At 55.0% G+C, this 17,236-nt stretch carries 12 protein-coding genes and 1 tRNA gene; 3 read left to right on the top strand and 10 right to left on the bottom strand.

Features of this window, described 5'->3' with window-relative positions; genetic code table 11:
• Nucleotides 1-62: 62 nt before the first annotated feature.
• The 5 genes from JWZ97_RS10090 to JWZ97_RS10070 all read right to left on the bottom strand — a co-directional run bounded on the left by JWZ97_RS10090 (nt 63) and on the right by JWZ97_RS10070 (nt 6,593).
• Nucleotides 63-1,208 (bottom strand): NAD(P)/FAD-dependent oxidoreductase, encoded by a 1,146-nt coding sequence (locus tag JWZ97_RS10090; protein WP_205428500.1) that lies wholly within the window; start codon nt 1,206-1,208, stop codon nt 63-65.
• Between the two features lie 134 nt (nt 1,209-1,342).
• Complete coding sequence (locus JWZ97_RS10085; RefSeq protein WP_205428498.1) at nt 1,343-1,825, bottom strand: tRNA (cytidine(34)-2'-O)-methyltransferase; 483 nt, start codon at nt 1,823-1,825, stop codon at nt 1,343-1,345.
• A 25-nt stretch (nt 1,826-1,850) separates the two neighbouring features.
• Nucleotides 1,851-4,358, bottom strand: a complete 2,508-nt coding sequence (locus JWZ97_RS10080; protein ID WP_205428497.1) for a glycogen/starch/alpha-glucan phosphorylase — start codon at nt 4,356-4,358, stop codon at nt 1,851-1,853.
• A gap of 170 nt (nt 4,359-4,528) precedes the next feature.
• Nucleotides 4,529-5,926 carry a sensor histidine kinase gene (locus tag JWZ97_RS10075; protein WP_205428495.1) on the bottom strand — a complete coding sequence of 466 codons (1,398 nt, stop codon included), beginning with the start codon at nt 5,924-5,926 and terminating at the stop codon, nt 4,529-4,531.
• A complete protein-coding gene (locus JWZ97_RS10070) occupies nt 5,919-6,593 on the bottom strand; it encodes a response regulator (RefSeq protein ID WP_205428493.1) in 675 nt (224 codons plus the stop codon). Before JWZ97_RS10070 ends, JWZ97_RS10075 begins: the two co-directional genes overlap by 8 nt.
• A 166-nt stretch (nt 6,594-6,759) precedes the next feature.
• Here JWZ97_RS10070 and can point away from each other — a divergent pair, with 166 nt between their 5' ends.
• The gene (gene can, locus JWZ97_RS10065; RefSeq protein ID WP_205428492.1) at nt 6,760-7,407 is read left to right on the top strand and encodes a carbonate dehydratase; all 648 of its coding nucleotides are present in this window, start codon (nt 6,760-6,762) and stop codon (nt 7,405-7,407) included.
• Between the two features lie 158 nt (nt 7,408-7,565).
• On the top strand, nt 7,566-9,122 hold the full coding sequence (locus JWZ97_RS10060; protein ID WP_205428490.1) for a SulP family inorganic anion transporter: 1,557 nt from the start codon (nt 7,566-7,568) through the stop codon (nt 9,120-9,122).
• A gap of 364 nt (nt 9,123-9,486) precedes the next feature.
• On the opposite strand, the gene JWZ97_RS10055 is transcribed toward JWZ97_RS10060, so the two are convergent.
• Nucleotides 9,487-9,573, bottom strand: a tRNA-Leu gene (locus JWZ97_RS10055).
• A 218-nt stretch (nt 9,574-9,791) separates the two neighbouring features.
• On the opposite strand from JWZ97_RS10055, the gene JWZ97_RS10050 reads away from it, so the two are divergent.
• Complete coding sequence (locus JWZ97_RS10050) at nt 9,792-10,694, top strand: hypothetical protein (RefSeq protein WP_205428488.1); 903 nt, start codon at nt 9,792-9,794, stop codon at nt 10,692-10,694.
• 33 nt (nt 10,695-10,727) lie between these two features.
• Here the strand turns inward: JWZ97_RS10050 and JWZ97_RS10045 are convergent, their stop codons facing one another.
• The 4 genes from JWZ97_RS10045 to JWZ97_RS10030 form a co-directional block, all read right to left on the bottom strand.
• A complete protein-coding gene (locus JWZ97_RS10045) occupies nt 10,728-11,642 on the bottom strand; it encodes a glycosyltransferase (protein ID WP_205428486.1) in 915 nt (304 codons plus the stop codon).
• A gap of 150 nt (nt 11,643-11,792) precedes the next feature.
• Entirely contained in the window at nt 11,793-13,007 is a 1,215-nt protein-coding gene (locus JWZ97_RS10040; protein WP_205428485.1) for a glycosyltransferase family 4 protein, read from the bottom strand.
• A gap of 119 nt (nt 13,008-13,126) precedes the next feature.
• A complete protein-coding gene (locus JWZ97_RS10035) occupies nt 13,127-14,194 on the bottom strand; it encodes a glycosyltransferase family 2 protein (protein ID WP_240342307.1) in 1,068 nt (355 codons plus the stop codon).
• Between the two features lie 852 nt (nt 14,195-15,046).
• The gene (locus JWZ97_RS10030) at nt 15,047-16,669 is read right to left on the bottom strand and encodes a glycosyltransferase (RefSeq protein ID WP_205428481.1); all 1,623 of its coding nucleotides are present in this window, start codon (nt 16,667-16,669) and stop codon (nt 15,047-15,049) included.
• Between the last annotated feature and the right edge of the window lie 567 nt (nt 16,670-17,236).

Raw genomic sequence — 17,236 nt, 5'->3', positions numbered from 1 at the left:
GGGGCCTCTTGGATTTTCCTGCAACGTCGGGCGGTACACCAGGGAGCGGCCATGGCGGAGGCTCAGGGCAGATAGGTATTGACGCCCGCCAGCGTCAAGTCGTGCCGGGTTTCCATCAGGTCTTTCAGCACGACGGCCGGCGATCCGGCGACGACGTTGCAGCGGGCTCCGACCCACCCTACCGCATCCCGACGTCCCAGGCTGATCACATAGCCGAGTTCGCGATGCAGATAAGGCTCCAGGATTTTCCATCCTCCCGCATGACGCAGGATGTTGCGGGCGCATAGGCTTCCTTTGCGTACCGCCGCCTGGGCGGTCATGGCATTGCAGCCCGGACCGCGATAAACGGTGCAGTCTCCGGCCGAAAACAGCCGGGGCAGGGGCGCGCCGTCGAGCACGATCTGGCCGTAGGCGTTGCTTTCCAGCCGCCGGGCCCGTTTGCCCGCAAAATTGAAGCTCAGACCGGCGTCCAGGCGCTTTTGCTGGCCGGTCGAGCGGTTTTCGACGAGGAGCGTGTCGTCCTCTACCGCCCGAAACAGCGTGTTCATCCGGACTTCCACATTCAGTTCGGCGAGCCGGTCCTCGACATAGGCCCCCATGGCCACGGAGAAGCGGCTCAATAGCCGGTCGTCGGCGTCGATCAGACGCAGGGCGGGGTGCCGGCCACGGGAGCGGAAAAATTCCGCGAGCTCGAATAGAAACTGGAGTCCCGTAGGTCCCGCGCCGATGACGTTGACCGCTTGTTCGTGTTCGATCATTTGCAGGCGTTCGACCAGCCGGCTGATCTCCTCGCCGGCTACGTCGTACAGGGAGAAAAGCCGGTCGGTTGCTGCTTCCGCCGCGTAAGGCACGCCGACGGCGATCAGCAGGTAGTCGAAGGGCAGTTGTTCGCCGTCGACGTCGACATGGCTTTCCCGTCCCCACTTCCTCAAATGATCGTCGTCGACCGGCAAGGCCGCGCGCAGGTGGCGAAAGTCGAAGCGCCGGGCCAAGTGTGCATAGGGAACGCGGACGGAGGCTCGTTCGGTGCGGAAGACCTCGTGCAGCCGGGTGATTTTCAGATGATGCTCGCCCGGATCGATCAGCGTGATCCTGGCCTTGGGGCAATAACGCCGGAAACCGGCCAGAGCCGCCATGCCCGCATAACCGCCGCCGACGATGACCAGATCGGGCGTTACCGCAGGGACATAGAAGGGTAGGAAAGCCATCGCATACTCCGGGTAATGCCGCCGCGAGCCGCATTACCCGGGGGCTGTCTTGAGCCGGCGAGTACGGCCGTGAACGAGGCAGGATCTTCGACCCGCATCGACGGGGATAAATTCCCTGCCGGCCGGAACGCCGGTTAGCGGGCGGGCGGACAACCGGTCGCGCCGGCAAACCCGCACTGGCGCCAGGCTTCGAACAAGGCCAGGGCGACCGTGTTGGAGAGGTTGAGGCTGCGGCTTTCGGGCACCATGGGTATGGTGAGCAGGTGGTCGCGGTCGAAGCGGGCTCGCACGATGTCGGGTAGCCCTCGCGATTCGGGGCCGAAGAGGAGGGCGTCGCCAGCCTGAAATCTCGCGTCCGCGTAGCAGCGTTTGCCCTTGGTGCTGAATGCGTAGGTTGCACGGGGCCGCACCGCGTCCAGGCAGGCGTCGAGGTTTTCGTGCACCCGCATGGAGGCCCATTCGCGGTAGTCCAGGCCGGCGCGGCGCAGCTTCGCGTCGTCGAGCTCGAAACCCAGCGGCTTGATGAGATGCAGGCTGGCGCCGGTATTGGCGCACAGCCTGATGATGTTGCCGGTATTGGGCGGTATTTCCGGCTCGTAAAGCAGGATGTGAATCACCGCCTGACCTCGGGCAGGACCGTCGTTATTCGACCGAAGGCGCCGGAACCGGCTCCAGTTTCCAGATGTCGCGGTTGTATTCCCCTATCGTGCGGTCGGTGGAGAACTTGCCGCTGGCGGCCGTATTGAGGATGCTCATGCGGGTCCAGCCGTCCTGGTCTCGATAGGCTTCCGCCGCGCGGCGCTGGGCCTGTACGTAGCTCTGGAAGTCCGCGGCCGTCAGCCAGGGATCCCAGGGGCTTTTGACGGACTGGACGATGGCGTCGAAGATGCCGGGCTCGAACTGGTTGAAGTGGCCGGCTTCCAGCAGGTGCATGACGCGTTTCAGATCCTCGTTTCCTTCGATGATGGCACCCGGATCATAGTGCGCCCGGGCCGCCTCCACTTCCTCGGCGGTGAGGCCGAACAGGAAGAAGTTGTCCGCGCCCACTTCCTGGCGTATCTCGATGTTGGCGCCGTCCAGGGTGCCGATGGTGAGGGCGCCATTCATCATGAACTTCATGTTGCCCGTGCCCGAGGCTTCCTTGCCGGCCGTGGAAATCTGCTCGGACAGGTCGGCTCCGGCCGAGATGATCTCCATCGCGGACACGCGATAGTTGGGCAAAAAAGCTACTTTCAACAGCTTGTCGCAGGCCGGATCGCCATTGACGACCGTGGCGACATTGTTGATGAGCTTGATGATGCGTTTGGCCATGACATAGCCGGGCGCCGCCTTGCCGCCGAACAGCACGCAGCGGTTGGTCCAGTTAGCGGTATCGCCCCGCTTGATGCGGTCGTACAAATGGATGACGTGCAGCACGTTGAGCAACTGGCGCTTGTATTCGTGGATGCGCTTGACCTGCACATCGAACAGCGCGTCGGGATCGACCTCCAGCGCCAACTCGGCCTTCTTGTGAGCGACCAGACGCTCCTTGTTGGCGCGCTTCACCTGGCGCCAGCGCTCGCGGAAATCGGGGTCGTCGGCGTAGGGCGCCAGTTTGCCGAGTTCGGACAAGTCGGTAATCCAGCGGTCGCCTATGGTTGCCGTGATCAGCGCGGCCAGGTCGGGATTGCACCAGGCCAGCCAGCGACGCGGCGTGATGCCGTTGGTCTTGTTGTTGAACTTGTGCGGCCACAGTTCGTGAAAATCGCGAAACAGGCCTTGTTGCAGCAGGTTGGAGTGCAGTTCGGCGACGCCGTTGACCGAAAAACTGCCGACGATGGCGAGGTAGGCCATGCGCACCTGCTGCTCGTCGCCTTCTTCGATCAGCGACATGCGGGCGATGCGGTCGAGATCGCCGGGCCAGCGGCTGGCCACTTCGGCCAGGAAGCGCGCATTGATCTCGAAGATGATTTCGAGCACGCGCGGCAGCAATTGCCGGAACAGGCGCACCGACCAGCGTTCCAATGCTTCCGGCAGCAGGGTGTGGTTGGTGTAGGCCATGGTGCGGCTGGTGATGTTCCACGCTTCGTCCCAAGGCAGATCATGCTCGTCCATGAGCAGGCGCATCAGTTCCGCGACGGCGATGCTGGGGTGGGTGTCGTTGAGCTGGAAGCAGTTCTTCTCGGCGAAGGTGCTGAAGTCTTCGCCGTGACGCGCCACCCACTTGCGTATGATGTCCTGCAGGCTGGCCGAGGCCAGCAGGTATTGCTGGCGCAGACGCAATTCCTTGCCGTTTTCGCTAGCGTCGTTGGGATAGAGCACCATGGAGATGTGCTCGGCGCTGTTCTTGGCCGCGACCGATCCGGCGTAATCGCCGGCGTTGAATTCGTTGAGATCGAATTCGTCGGTGGCTGCCGCTTTCCAAAGGCGCAGGGTGTTCACGGTGCCGTTGCGGTAGCCGGGAACGGGAATGTCGTAGGGCACGGCGAGTACGTCGCGCGTATCGACCCAGCGGACATGCCGGCTGCGGTCGTGATCTTCATAGTATTCGGTGTGCCCGCCGAAACGGACGCGCACGGTGAGCTCGGGTCTTTCGATCTCCCACACATTGCCGTTGCGCAGCCAGTGATCGGGCTCCTCGATCTGGTAGCCGTTTTCGATGTGCTGGCGGAACATGCCGTATTCGTAGCGCAGACCGTAGCCCATGACGGGCAGTTGCAAGGTGGCGCAACTGTCGACGAAACAGGCGGCCAAGCGCCCGAGTCCGCCGTTGCCGAGTCCGGCATCCACCTCGTTGTCGATCAATTCCTCCAGGGCGATGCCCAAATCGTGCAAAGCACCTTCCACCGGTTCTTCGACGCCGAGATTGAGCAGTGCGTTGCCCAGCGTCCGCCCCATGAGGAACTCCAGCGACAGGTAATAGGCCTGTTTGCAGTCGGTGTCCTTGTAGGCGTACTGGGTATTTTTCCAGCGCTCCATCAACCGGTCGCGCACGGTCAGGGCCAGGGCCGCGTAGCTGTAATAAGCCGATTTGTGGAATTTGTTGCGTCCCAATGTGCAGTTGAAATGCCGGCGGATATCGAGCGCCAAGTCGGCTTTTTTAAAGCTCAAGGGCGGCAGATCGGGCAGGCGGGAGGTGGGTTTGCTGCGGGCGAGAGGTTTATGTGGCATGGTCCGTAGTGCAAATGGGAGGAGCTCGACGAAGTCGGCTTACCGCCGGCGCTCCGGGTGAAGTCTGGAGTATGTTCGTACGGGCGCGGCCTTTCATGACTCACCCGGGCCGGTATTATCGCATCAACCCGCCAGTCTAAGAACCGCGAGAGTTGTCGGGTTATTTCGCATCAATGCGCGGCGACTTCCCTGCGGTATGCGGGAAAGATGATCCGGACGCGCAAGCCGCCCTCCGGGCAGGCTCGCTCCAACCGCAAGCGGGCACCGTGCAGTTCGGCGATTTCCCGGATGATGGGTAATCCCAAGCCGCAGCCATCGCCGGGGCTGCCGGAAATGCGGTAGAAACGTTCGAGTACCTTGTCCAGTTCGTCCTCCGCAATACCAGGGCCATCGTCCTCCACGGCGAGTACCGGCTCGTCCCCGTCGATCAGGCTGACCGAGATCGTCCCGTCGGCGCGACCATAACGCAGGGCGTTATCGAGCAGATTGTTGAGCATCTCCCGCAGAAGGGTTTCGTCTCCGGCGAGCCGTATCGGCGTGTTCGGCCCTTCGAAGTTGAGTTCGATGTTGCGTTCCAGCATGCGCGGCGCCCAGTCCATGCAGCAGGCCCGGCTGAGTGCACACAAATCGAGCTCGCGGAACCGCCGGCCTCCCTCCATATAGGGCTCTGCGCGCGCCAGGGCCAGCAGTTGCGAGCTCAAATGGGCGACCCGGTCGACGCTGCTGTTGATGTGGCTCAGGGCCGGTTTTATCGTCGCAAGATCGTCGCCGCGCAAGGCGCGCTCCGCCTGCAGCTTGAGGCCGGCCAGGGGCGTGCGCAGCTGGTGGGCGGCGTTTTCGATGAAGCGGCGCTGAGCGGCCATCGCTTGCGCCAGCCGTTGCAGCAGATCGTTGATGGTATGGGTCAGCGCCCGCACTTCCAGCGGCACGTCGCTGTCGGAGATGGCGGCGAGATCGCGCGGCGAGCGCTGGGCGATACTGCCGGCCAATTGCTTCAGGGGGCGCAAGCCGCGGTCGACGCCCCGCGAGACATAGGCGCCGGTCGCAACGATCAGCAGCAGTTGCGGGAGCACCGATGCGAGCAGTACATCGTTCATCATGGCGCGCCGTTTGTTGACCGTTTCCGCCACGGCGATCAACACTTCGTCGCCGCCGGCCGCAGGCGCCAATAGCAAGGCGACGACCCGAACCGCTTGGTCCTGGATGGTGCTGTCGAAATAGTAGGGGCTTTCTCCATTCCACTCCCCGCTTGGCGGTTCGGGCACGGTTTGATCGCCGGCCAGGAGACCGGCCCGGCGGGAGCTGATCCTGAAATAGGTTTGATCCACGTCGTCCCAGCGGAAGACTTCCAGGGCGCTTTGCGGCAGATCGACGGTCACCTCGTCCTGTTGCGATTTGACTTCCTGCACCAGGGAGTGGGCCGAGTCCAGCAGCCAGCGGTCGTAGGCCAGATCGGCGTAATGCAGGGCGACGAAATAGGAAACCACAGCGTCCAGCATCACGATGACCACCAAGGGCAGGGTCAGCCGCAGCAGCAACTGGTCGCGCAGGCTTTTGGTATCAGGCATCCCGGGATTTTTCCAGGAGATAACCCAGGCCACGCACCGTGCGGATGCGGGTGCCCAAGGGTTCCAGCCGCCGGCGCAGGCGGTGGACATAAACCTCGATGGCATTGTCGCCCAATTCTTCGCTGCGCACGGCCAGGCGCTGGGCGATGCGATCCTTGCTGACCACGCGGCCGGCCTGCAGCAGCAAGGCCTCCAATACGCCGTACTCGCGGGGCGACAAGGCCAGCTCTTCGCCATCGGCCAGTACCCGGCGGTTCTGGGTGTCGAGGGTGAGCGAGCCAACCGTCAGACGATCGTCGTAGGCGCCGTATGTGCGCCGTATTAGCGCCCGTATCCGCGCTTCGAGTTCCTTGAGCTCGAAAGGTTTGGTCATGTAATCGTCGGCACCGAGCTCCAGGCCGTTGACGCGGTCGTCGATGCCGTCGCGCGCCGTCAGGATCAGCACCGGAACCTGGCTCTTGCGCGCGCGCAGCTTGCGCAACACCTCCCGACCATCCAGATCGGGCAGGCCCAGGTCGAGTACGACCAGATCGTATATCTGGGTGCGCAGGGCGCTGTCCGCGTAACCGCCGGTCGTCGCCGTGGTGACCGCGTAACCGGATTGCGCCAGGATTTGGGTGAGGCCGTCGGCCAGGACCGGATCGTCTTCCACGAGCAATAGGTTCATGGCGCTCATTATCCAGCCGGTACGGGCAAAGTCTCAACTGCCCGGGCGGATTGCCTCACCCTGCGGACGGGTGCCGGCTGTTTCGGTTGCGATACGGCCCGGCTGCTGCAAGGTTGTTGAAAGCTTGCATCCTTACGATATCGAGGCAAAACCAATTGGGGGTATTATGAAACCATTCGAGAAGCTGTTGCTGGAAAACAAGGCCTGGGCCGAAGAGCTTAAAGTCAAGCAGCCGGATTACTTCGAGCGCCTGGCTCAGGAGCAGACACCGGAGTTCTTGTGGATAGGCTGCGCCGACAGCCGGGTACCGGCCGAGATTATCGTCAACGCCGCACCGGGCGAGATCTTCGTGCACCGGAATATCGCCAATCAGGTGATCGCGACCGACTTCAACAATCTGAGCGTCATCCAGTACGCGGTCGATGTGCTCAAGGTGAAGCACATCATCGTCTGCGGTCATTACAACTGCGGCGGCATCAGGGCAGCCCTTTCCCGCCAAAATGCGGATTTGGTAATCGTGAATAAATGGCTGCTGCACATCAAGGACATCTACCGCTTGCACCAATCACAGATCGAAAATCTGCCCACGCGCGAAAAGCAGATCGATCGCATGGTGGAGTTGAACGTCATCGAGCAGGTGCGGCGCCTGTCTCATACGTCCATCGTCCAGCAGGCCTGGAAACGCGATCAGCGCCCGGTATTGCACGGTTGGGTCTACGCGCTGAACGACGGCATCATCAAGGAACTGATCACTCTGCCACCGGATTCCGAAATCGACTCCATCTACCAATACGTCGAATCGTCCGAACATTAGGCGACGAGTCCGATCTCGCCAGCGCCGCACAAGCGAGTTGGCGATAGTCTTGCCATGGTTTAAGTAGCCAAATGAGCGAATCTTCCGTACGCCTGCCGGGGAGTCGCCGTATCAACAACTAGGCGTTGCTGCATACCCAAACTTAAGAGGTCCGTGTAATGATACATAAGCACATAGGCTATTATCTCCGCCACCTGGGTAACGACATCCCCGCCGGCCTAGTCGTTTTCCTGGTTGCCTTACCGCTGTGTTTGGGGGTTGCGCTGGCCTCGGGGGCTCCGCTCTTCTCCGGCATTATTGCCGGGATAGTCGGCGGTCTGGTGGTAGCTTGGGCCAGCGGTTCGCAGTTGAGTGTTTCCGGGCCGGCGGCCGGCTTGACCGTCATCGTGTTTCACGCGATCGAGAAACTGGGCAGCTTTGAGGCCTTTTTGCTCAGCGTCATGGTGGCTGGGCTTTTTCAGTTGGTCCTGGGTTTTCTGAGAGCCGGCGTCATCGGCGCCTATTTTCCCTCTGCCGTTATCAAGGGCATGCTGGCGGCCATAGGCCTCATCCTCATCATGAAACAGCTGCCTCACGCGGTGGGGTATGATGCGGATTTCGAGGGCGACGAAACCTTCGTCCAGCCCGATGCCCACACGACCTTCAGCGAGCTTCTTTATTCGCTCCAGGCCTTATCGCCCGGCGCCATCATCGTTAGCGTCACGTCCATCCTGATCATGCTGGCCTGGGATAGCCGGGCGCTCAAGCGCATCCCCGTGCTATCCCTATTGCCTGGTCCGCTCATCGCCGTGCTCTTCGGCATCGGTTTCCAGTTCTGGAGTCAGAGTTTCGCGCCGCAGCTAGCCATTGCCAACGAGCATCTGGTTCACTTGCCCGCCATCATGGGACCCGTCGACTTCCTGCATCAGTTCACCTTCCCCGATTTCAGCCAGTGGGCGAGGTTGGATATTTATACGATAGCCGGCACCATCGCCGTGGTTGCCAGCCTGGAAACCCTGCTGAGCCTAGAAGCGGCGGACAAGATCGATCCACTGAAGCGCGTAGCGCCGACCAACCGGGAGCTGAAAGCGCAAGGGCTGGGCAATCTGGTCAGCGGGTTTCTGGGCGGAATACCGTTGACGGCCGTCATCGTCCGCACCTCGGCCAACGTGAATGCGGGCGGGCGAACCAAAATGTCGGCTTTCGTCCACGGCATATTCCTGTTGCTCAGCGTGATGTTTTTGGCGCAATATCTGAACCTCATCCCACTGGCTTGCCTGGCGGCCGTACTCTTGCTGACGGGCTACAAACTGGCTAAGCCAGCTCTGTTCAAAGACCTTTACCGCAAGGGTCTTAATCAGTTCGTGCCTTTCGTCGTCACGATTGCCGCTATACTGCTCACCGACTTGCTCAAGGGGATGGCGATCGGCGTGGCCATCGGTCTGTACTTCGTGATTCGAGCCAATTTCCACGCGGCCATCAGCCTGACCCAAGACGGCAAAAACTATTTGCTTAGACTGCAAAAGGATGTGTCGTTTTTGAACAAGGCTTTGCTGCGCAGCTATCTGGAACGGGTGGAGGAGGACAGTTACCTGATTATCGACGGAGGGCGAGCCCAGTTCATCGACCAGGACATCCTGGAAACGCTGCAAGATTTCGCCAAGGCGGCGCAAGACGACAATATCACCGTCGAGCTGAAAAGCATACGCGGCATGAACGGGAATGGCTCGGAGTGAGTTTCAGAAGGCCGTAGGATCGAATATCCGTACGGTTCAGCATTGCATCAATATCGCCATGAAGTTCATCGTCCCGAATGGCCCATAATATTCATTATGCTGCGACGGGATATATGCGCCTGCTCGCGAGTAATATCGGTATCGATATGTGACCCTATCGTAGGAGTTCCGTTTTGGATTGTGCGCTAGCTAGAGTATCAGGGGTGCTAGTTCTTTAATATTGCGCTGGTAGTATGGGCCAATAGTGTGAGCGCCTCTGTCTGCGAACGATATTTTCGCTTGAGCTCGACAGGGTTTGTTCGCTACCATTCCATGGTTGATAAAAAAGGCTTACCAAGAAAACTGGTAAGCCTTTGATTTTGAATGGTGCCTCGGGCCGGGGTCGAACCGGCACGCCGGTAAAGGCGAGGGATTTTAAGTCCCTTGTGTCTACCAATTTCACCACCGAGGCGTAAGCAATGGATCAGCTATAACAAGAATATCAAGTCTAATGAGAAATTAAAAGAGTCATGCGGCGAGCGTCGCCGCATGCGCTCGCCAACACAGCCTCTAGAATAGATTGTGGCCGCGTTGGGGTTGCAGCGTAGTCGCTCTCCAGCTCATGCCGTCTATTCCACGGGATTGGTTTTGACGAGGAAAATAACAATAACCTTACTTTGGGAAATCTACATGCAGTTCGTACAGGCTATATCCAAAGAATATAACCGCAGGTTTTTCGATTGGGTGGCCAGGGATGTACTGAAAACCAATCCCTTGCAGCCCTCAGGCGATTCACCGGTTATCGTAAGCATGTTGTGCCACCGGGACGTGCGGATGTATCTGCTCGCTATTAAATCGTTTTATCGCGCTTTGGGGCGAGGGCGCATCGTCATCATCAATGACGGAACCTTGACCCAAAAAGATATCGATCTACTCAATCTGCATGTGAAGCCCAGTGAGTATGTTGAAGCCTCCGATTTGAGTTCTCCGCATTGTCCGGAATATATCAGCTGGAAAAAATTATTCTGTATCGCTCGCTATATTAAGGATACGTATACCATACAGTTGGACTCGGACACCTTGACGGTAGGTTCCGGTCTGCCTGATGTGCAGAAGCACATTGACACCGACACGAGTTTTATACTCGGTACCTGGAAAAACCAGCAGCCGACCTCCATGCTGGAAGCTGCAATAGCCGCCCAAGCCAACCAGTCAACGCACGTTCAAATGCTGGCGGAAAAATGTTTTGATCGGCTGCCCGGTTCCGACACCCTAAAATATATTCGGGGATGTTCCGGATTTGATGGTTTCGCAGTCCAATCATTCGATCTTGCTTATCTCGAAGCATTTTCGCAGCAGATGTACAGCTTGATTGGAAATAAGTGGAATGAGTGGGGCAGCGAACAAACGACTTCAAATGTGATCGTTGCGAATTCGGATCGGGGAGCAGTTTTACCGTACCCAAAATACTATAATTACTGGGGTGAGGTAGAAAACGGCAGCGATTTCATACATTTCGTTGGCTCTTACCGGTATCACGGCGGAGTATACCGGAGACTAGCTCGTCGCATCATACGTGAGCTGTCGGCGTAAATCGGCGCGGCTTGCTCGGCTATTGAATCCTAACTAGCCCCGCCTTGCCAATAAGCACTCATACAGCCTGAGAGGGAGCAGGCTGGGTAACAAGTACTTTAGGTCCTTCGACTTCCAATAGCCTGTGCGCAAAAGCTTTCTCGACAGCCGCCATGCCGTCAGTAAGTCCCGCTGCCAAAAAGCGGTAAATGTCGCATCGTATAGGAATCCGTCAACCAGTTTCCGTAGAGATTCAGCGGAAATATGCTTAACAAACTTCGGGTGCGCGGCGATGAAATCCCTGCGTACCGAATAGGCATCGTTAACCTGACGTGATTTATTCGATGAAATTTGCCCTTTGTCATGCCACCGGTAGTAGGCAAGTACTTCGGGAACCTGGATAAAGTGTTGTGTCACGGCAAGGATACGAAGCCATAGATCATAGTCCATGGCACTAAAATAACGGGTGGAAAAGCCGCCAACCTTATCGATAACCGATCGTTTGACCAGGGCCGCGTGTATCGGCCAAGGACAGCCGCCGAGAAAAGCTGCCACCGGGTCGCCTTCTTCATATTTCGGCGGTAAATAAGGAGGCGAGATTCTGGCTCCGACATTCTGCCAACCGCAGTAGGTAAGATCGGCGCCAGATGATTCAAGGGCCAAGCGTAGTTTTTCCAGGCACTGAGTATCCCACCAGTCGTCCGCATCCAGAAAGGCGATGTATTCGCCTTTTGCATGTGCTAGGGCCAGGTTGCGAGCGGGGTAGGGACCCTGATTATTCTGGGTAAGCACAGTTATGCGTTGACCGTGCTCGTATTCCAACTGCCGAAGCACGAACAGGCTTTCATCCGATGAACCGTCGTCCACGATAATTAGTTCGACCTCGGTTACGGTCTGGCCCAATGCGCTTTCGACCGCATCCCGAATATAGCTGGCGGAATTGAAGCAGGGCATGATGACGGAGATCATACGCGTACCTATGATGGCCGCATTGGCGGGATTCGTTTGAGATGTCGACTCATATGGATAGGACGGCGACTACCGCATTGTTTCCTTTGCCATCGTCGCAGGTCGTCTCCTATGGGAGCTAATCGCCCTTGATACCACGCATCGCCCCCATTACGGTCGCGAATGTTTACCGAATTCCTGGTATGCCTCATACACGCGTTCGGCGATATGGGGCCATCTGAACTTTTCGGGAAAGCTGCGCACGCGATTGGCATCAAACCGGGATTCCCCATCAAAAAAAAGCTGTAAAGCACTTCGGATCCCGTCGGCGGACGGATTGTCGACATAAATGCCATTCTCCCCATTGACAATATAGTCTGCCATGCCGCCTTCCCGGGAGCTGATAACTGGAACTCCGCATGCGTTAGCCTCCAGAAATACAATGCCAAAACCTTCAAAATTTTGAGGCTCGGCATAAGAAGCCAGTATAAACAAATCGGCCTGATGGTAGCATTCGAGCAGTTCTTGATCGGTCTTTCTGCCTTCCAGAAAAACTCGTCCTGTTAGGCCCAAACGCTGAATTTGCTCTTCCAATTCATGGCGGTAGTTGCCAGTCTGGTCGCCGCTAATGACCCGGTAAATGAAGTCATAACGGTCTTTCATCATGCCTAAGGCCTCTATGACACCGTGGACATTTTTTATTCTGTCCGCCTCATCTAAGCGAGTGACCGTCAAAATGACCTTATGACTGCTGTTACCCGTGATCGATCTGCTAGGGCGGGATGCGAAAAAGCGCTCATTGACTCCCGGTGGGATAACAGTGGTTTTGCGATACGCAAATGGATAAAGTGCATGCAACCGTCGTCTTGTGAACGTACTGACCATAATAATTCGGCGACTGCGCATGATGGCTAGCCAGTAAATCAAGTAATTCATCCAACGTTCTAACTTGCCCATAATATTGCGAATAACGCGTTGACCGGCAGGAAATATGCGCCAGATCAGATATCGTTCAAGCAGTTTTCTACCAAATAGTGGAAAGCGAACCCTAAAACTGAAGCAGTCGTCACCGTGACCGGTCACGAATACATTTTTTTTAATCAAGGCCAGCGGGGCATAGAAAAAATATAAGGCATGCCATATGTCCATGTTATAGCTACGCAAAACTCCTAAATCCTCGCCCAAGCGACCGGTTAGTATGGGATGTAAGGTATATGCCGCATCCTCGAATCCCGGGGCTACAGTGAACAGGTGAATTTCGTGACCTTGCGCTGCTAATGCTTTCGCCAGTTCGAAGCAATAAATTCTCGCGCCTCCTATCGTAGGAAGGAAAAATGGGGTAACGAGACCGATCTTTAGATGTTGGATATTACTGATGGCCATCATCGTGGGGGAGGGTTGAGAAGCTATGAGAATCCTAAAGAAAAGGATATGGACAATTAAAGTTCCATGCCTGTAATTAAATGTGCGGGCCGCATTGAGTATCTATCGTAATAGGGTGGCGATCAAATACTACGTCGGGAGCTTTCAAGGTTATCTTTATAGGACTTTTGCAATTCAAATATTTTTGCTGAACAAGGGCCGAAATGGTTAAATAAATAATCTCTTATTCCAACTAAGATGGCCCGATTTGTCGGATGGTTCCAAGCGCTCCTTAGGGTCCAATAACTTTCCCGATAGCGCCGGGACATGGCGAGCTTTATACCAGAGTATAGCAGTCGTTCAAAAACAATTCGACAGATGCTCGATATAACGCGAGATCTTTGTAATAGGCCGAAATGCCTTTTGGATAAAAGTAGACGATTTCTAAATATATAATAGTTCTTTAATGGGGATTCCTCTCCTCCAAATGAAATCGAGATTTTATGCCAAACTATGGCGGTAGGGATATACATGCACTCCCAGCCGAACTTTCTCATTCTGAAAGATAAGTCCGTATCCTCGTGATCTAGAAAGAATATAGGGTCGAGCAGTCCGGATTGTGCTAGGGCGCTACTGCGCAAAAACATACAACAGCCAGTCGCAAACTCGGTCGATTTGGCTGAATTAAATAGGCGGTCATCCTCACTTCCTTCGCCAATATGCTCAAAACATTTTTTTTCGACATTCCAATACCCCCCCGCGTACCATATTCTTGTCGGTTCTGAGTAATAAAATATTTTTCCCGACAATACACCTGCATTAGGGTATGTTTTCCCGCTATCCACCAAGGCGGTTACTAGTAATGGGTCAACAACGGTGTCGTTGTTTAGAAGTAGGACGAAGTCGGCTCCTTGTTCGAGAGCGAAGCGGATTCCTATGTTATTACCCTCGGCAAAGCCATGATTGTGGAAGGTTTCAATCAAATAGGTGTCGGGAAATTTTTCTGCAATGGCTTTCACCGAGTTATCCGATGAGCCGTTGTCCACCACTAAGATCGCTAGATTTTTATACTTCAAATGTCGCAGTGACGTTAAACATTCGCATGTGTCGACACATCCATTCCAGTTCAACACAACGACAGCTACCTTGGGTTCATTGTGGTGATGCAAGGGCCAAGTAATGGATGTCTTAGAGTAAGCTGGAATCGGCATGATTGAGTTGAATGAATAGATATTTGTCGTGATCGGTGACGGCCAAGTCTTAGTCTTACATGGATGGGTCTTGGCCGGACAGGATAACGCAGTCGTCTCAGTTTAAGCGAAAACTTCCTGCTGCAGCACCAGGAAAGAGTAGACACAATATGTCGGTAACTATGGTTAGGTGCCTCGTTAATTTTTAATGCAGGATGCGGATGCCGATCTATCTTGTAGCCTCCGCTGACTTGAAATGTTTCAAGCCTGGTATTTAAGATAGGCTACTAGTCAACTGCAACGCAGATTGCGGTTCTCCATTCTGCGCGCCTCCATGTTTTGAATTTCAAGGGCGGGCGATGCTACTAAGGTATTAACAGGTTATGGCGCTCACGTCACAACCTGTTTCCACCCCCTCTTACCTTTCCCAGAGGGAGACGGAGATCAAAGTGTTCGCTTCGTGACTTTCATGGTAGCTCGGCCCCAGTTTTCCGTATAAAAACGCGCTCAGAATCGGCATACATGCTCCATCAGTGTGCGCTATTTAGTAGCCGGATTAATAGCAAATTCTTCCATCAACTGCCTAGCCAGTCGAATCTCGCTCGTAGGGTCAGAGTTTATGGTTTTTCGTGGGCCCGACAGTACTTTTCAACATTGGCGCAGCGAAGCGTGCTATGTACAGGATGAGTGAAGTCGTCATAAATATATTTTATCGAGCGCCACTTAACACGCTGATGCGATAGCACGTATTTGGCTATTTTTAAATTCCATGAAGTATCGGCCAAATAAGGCCGTCCATTTTTACTGGAGCGCCATTTTTCGGTTGTCAATTAAGTTCGATGTCAAGATTTCTAGGCTGCATTTGTTTTTAAATTAAGAGCGAGCTTTAATACGCCATAAAATGTGTCTATCTAATAGTTGCCGAATTTTATGCCGACAGTAAGATCGCCAGTTTTCATGTTTCGCGCCAAGATCCGAAAGAATCCTGCGCCGCGCTGATGCTATGTCCTGATTTGGGGTAGGATATCTATCATAAATAATGCGAAAATCTCGTAACTTTGCAAACGTGTTTCGGGTGGTAACGCTATCATTCGCGGTAGGCCGTACCCGGATTTCGACAGTCTTCCGGTTTGTATACAAGAAGTCCCATAACAGAGAAAGTCTGATAAGAATATCCCAATCTTCGTGAGATGACATGCCCTCATGGAAAAATCCGACGTGCGTCAGGCATTCCCTTCGATGAGCCCATGTGGGAAGAGGTATAAAGTTCCAGGCAAGTAACTTAGTCTGGTCTGTTCTAAGTGAGTCTTCTATATCGTTCGAAGATAATTCAACCCGGTTTCCGCCTTCCAAAGACTCAGTTATTTTTATGGCTCCAGTATATAGAAACGGGCTGCCGCTATGCAGCATGGCTTTGACAATACCTTCTAGATGTTCGGGAAGATACGTGTCGTCATCATCAAGATAGCAGATTATCTGCCCCTGGGTCAGGCGCAGCGCGGTATTTCGGGCTGCAGCCTGACCAAGGCGCCCCCAATGATTTAATAGCCGTATGCGGCCGCCATGGTCGACACTCCTTACGGATTCCTCTACATCTTCGCCGCCATCGTTGACGACTATAGCCTCCCAATTTTTATAGCTTTGGTTCGCTAAGGAGGACAAAGCATCCTTAAGGAGTTGCGGCCTATTGAACGTGGCGACAACGACTGATACCAAAGGCGTTTGGTGTAAGGAAGGGAAAAGAAACGATGGCGAAGAACGTGGAAGTGCGCCCCACCGCCGAGGCCAGTGTTGCTGCCTCGCATGTTCGGCTTCGGTATTTGAAAGAGTTTTGTTAGATAACTCGACGCCCACTGGACTCGCAAGATAAAGCCCAAGAACCTCAGGCACATGTACAAAGCATACTCCTGCGGCGGCAATGCGCAGCCAAAACTCATAATCTCCAGCTGAACGCAAGTTACCGTCGAATAATCCGTGGGTGCCATGCAGATCTCGGCGCCAAACTGGTTGGGGTCCTATAAAGCAAATTTGGAATAACCGACGTGCCTCGTACTTAGGCCAATGGAATACGCCTGTAATATTCTGAGATGGCCATACTTCGTTTTCAACGTCCGTGACAAAACTATCTGCGTAGGCAACCGCTGCATTGGAGTTGATTTCCAGAGCGTCAACTAGTTTTTCTAAAGCATCGGGACGGTGACGGTCGTCGGCGTTTGCATTGGTGAGGTATTTCCCTTGTGCAGTCGCGATAGCTCGGTTCCAGGCTTGGTAAATCGTTTCGCGGGTTTCCGTCCGGATGTAACGAATATTTGTAAACCTTTCTTGGTAAGCGCGAACGACCTCGCCTTCCCTTTGAGAAGAACCAGAGTCAACAACGATAATTTCTAATTGTGAAGCAATTGTTTGACGCTCCAGATCTTCTAAACATCCTGAAATAAAGCGCTCAGCGTTATAAACAGAGACAATGGCCGTGATCAGAAAATTATTTTTATCCATTATTAGTGTGCAGACTATATTTACTGGCCATTTAGTATAGCCGGGAGGAGGGATGATGCCGATGAATATAAGTCATATGTTGATTTGGTAGGCAAAATGGCTCCATCCGCATGGACGCTTAGGGCGGATGTAGTGCAAATGGTGCGCGACTCTCGTTATGGGAGTCCGCTGTGTGCGCCATGCCGTTCGGGGCGACCTCCGGAAATATGTAACCGTTTATTATGCGAGTCACAGGCGTGAACTGTTGGGAAAACGCATCAAAGTCGAACCATTTCAGAAAAGTCAGGAGCAATCGGGTATATGGTGTACAGTATGACGTGCAGGTCGCCAGGAAGGCGGTTAGCTTTAGGCGATTGAAGTATGCTATGAGCGGCGAAGCCGCACTCGTTGGTAACTATTTGAATTCATGGAATGTTCCTTTAGTCAGCAGGTTTATCAGTAACTGGTATTAACCTGGTCACTATTTTCTGTGGAAGAATGCGCTCAGCACCGGTATAAATGCTCCATCGGCGTGTGCACTATAAATGGGATTGCTTCCGCCATGTTGGAGTCAAAGGCTGAGGAGGC

Source organism: Methylococcus sp. EFPC2, assembly GCF_016925495.1.
Classification (GTDB): Bacteria; Pseudomonadota; Gammaproteobacteria; order Methylococcales; family Methylococcaceae; genus EFPC2.
This window is presented reverse-complemented; position numbering and strand designations above follow the sequence as displayed.

Excerpts from the sequence above, each read along its gene's own strand:
- JWZ97_RS10060 (WP_205428490.1), top strand. The coding sequence starts at position 7,566 with ATGATACATAAGCACATAGGCTATTATCTCCGCCACCTGGGTAACGAC.
- JWZ97_RS10075 (WP_205428495.1), bottom strand. The coding sequence starts at position 5,926 with ATGCCTGATACCAAAAGCCTGCGCGACCAGTTGCTGCTGCGGCTGACC.
- JWZ97_RS10040 (WP_205428485.1), bottom strand. The coding sequence starts at position 13,007 with ATGATGGCCATCAGTAATATCCAACATCTAAAGATCGGTCTCGTTACC.
- JWZ97_RS10080 (WP_205428497.1), bottom strand. The coding sequence starts at position 4,358 with ATGCCACATAAACCTCTCGCCCGCAGCAAACCCACCTCCCGCCTGCCC.
- JWZ97_RS10070 (WP_205428493.1), bottom strand. The coding sequence starts at position 6,593 with ATGAACCTATTGCTCGTGGAAGACGATCCGGTCCTGGCCGACGGCCTC.
- JWZ97_RS10090 (WP_205428500.1), bottom strand. The coding sequence starts at position 1,208 with ATGGCTTTCCTACCCTTCTATGTCCCTGCGGTAACGCCCGATCTGGTC.
- can (WP_205428492.1), top strand. The coding sequence starts at position 6,760 with ATGAAACCATTCGAGAAGCTGTTGCTGGAAAACAAGGCCTGGGCCGAA.
- JWZ97_RS10050 (WP_205428488.1), top strand. The coding sequence starts at position 9,792 with ATGCAGTTCGTACAGGCTATATCCAAAGAATATAACCGCAGGTTTTTC.
- JWZ97_RS10045 (WP_205428486.1), bottom strand. The coding sequence starts at position 11,642 with ATGATCTCCGTCATCATGCCCTGCTTCAATTCCGCCAGCTATATTCGG.
- JWZ97_RS10035 (WP_240342307.1), bottom strand. The coding sequence starts at position 14,194 with ATGCCGATTCCAGCTTACTCTAAGACATCCATTACTTGGCCCTTGCAT.
- JWZ97_RS10030 (WP_205428481.1), bottom strand. The coding sequence starts at position 16,669 with ATGGATAAAAATAATTTTCTGATCACGGCCATTGTCTCTGTTTATAAC.